The sequence below is a fragment of the Microbispora bryophytorum genome (assembly GCF_006874465.1).
Taxonomy (GTDB): Bacteria; Actinomycetota; Actinomycetes; order Streptosporangiales; family Streptosporangiaceae; genus Microbispora; species Microbispora bryophytorum.
Genome location: NZ_VIRL01000068.1, coordinates 1 through 924, shown reverse-complemented (window position 1 = coordinate 924; position 924 = coordinate 1). Strand labels below are relative to the sequence as shown.

Genomic DNA, 924 nt, shown 5'->3' with positions numbered 1-924 from the left:
TGCACGGACCGTCGGCGACGACCTGACCCCGCTCGACCCGATCCCCCTCGGCCACGATCGGCTTCTGGTTGAAACAGGTGCCCTGGTTCGACCGCTTGAACTTCGCCACCCGATACGTCGTCCGCGTGCCGTCGTCGTTCATCACCGTGATGTAGTCGGCCGAGACCTCCTCCACCACACCGGCCTTCTCCGCCGTGATCACATCACCGGCATCGGTCGCCGCGCGATACTCCATCCCCGTGCCCACCAGCGGAGCCTCGCTCTTCAGCAAAGGCACCGACTGACGCTGCATGTTCGAACCCATCAACGCCCGGTTGGCGTCGTCGTGCTCCAGGAACGGAATCATCGCCGTCGCCACCGAAACCATCTGACGCGGCGACACGTCGATGTAGTCGACCTCCTCGGCACGGGCGAGTTCGGTCTCACCGCCCTTGGTCCGCACCAGGACCCGAGGCTCGGCGAACGAGCCGTCTGGATTGAGGGCCGTGTTGGCCTGCGCCTTGACGAACCGGTCCTCCTCGTCCGCGGTCAGGTAGTCGATCTCGTCGGTCACCTTGCCGTCGACGACCCTGCGATAGGGCGTCTCGACGAAGCCGAAGGCGTTGACCCGCCCATAGGACGCCAGCGAGCCGATCAGGCCGATGTTCGGGCCTTCCGGCGACTCGATCGGGCACATCCGGCCGTAGTGCGACGGGTGCACGTCGCGGACCTCGAAGCCGGCCCGCTCACGCGACAGACCACCGGGACCCAGCGCGTTCAGGCGTCGTTTCTGGGTCAGCGCGGCCAGCGGGTTGATGTGGTCCATGAACTGCGACAGCTGCGAGGTGCCGAAGAACTCCTTGATCGACGCCACGACCGGGCGGATGTTGATCAGGGTCTGCGGCGTGATCGCCTCGACGTCCTGCGTCGTCATGCGCTCGCGCA

The 924-nt window shown here is 66.2% G+C and carries 1 pseudogene; it reads right to left on the bottom strand.

Features of this window, described 5'->3' with window-relative positions:
- Positions 1-924 (bottom strand): annotated as a pseudogene (locus tag FLX07_RS35830) (DNA-directed RNA polymerase subunit beta); the annotation flags it as partial.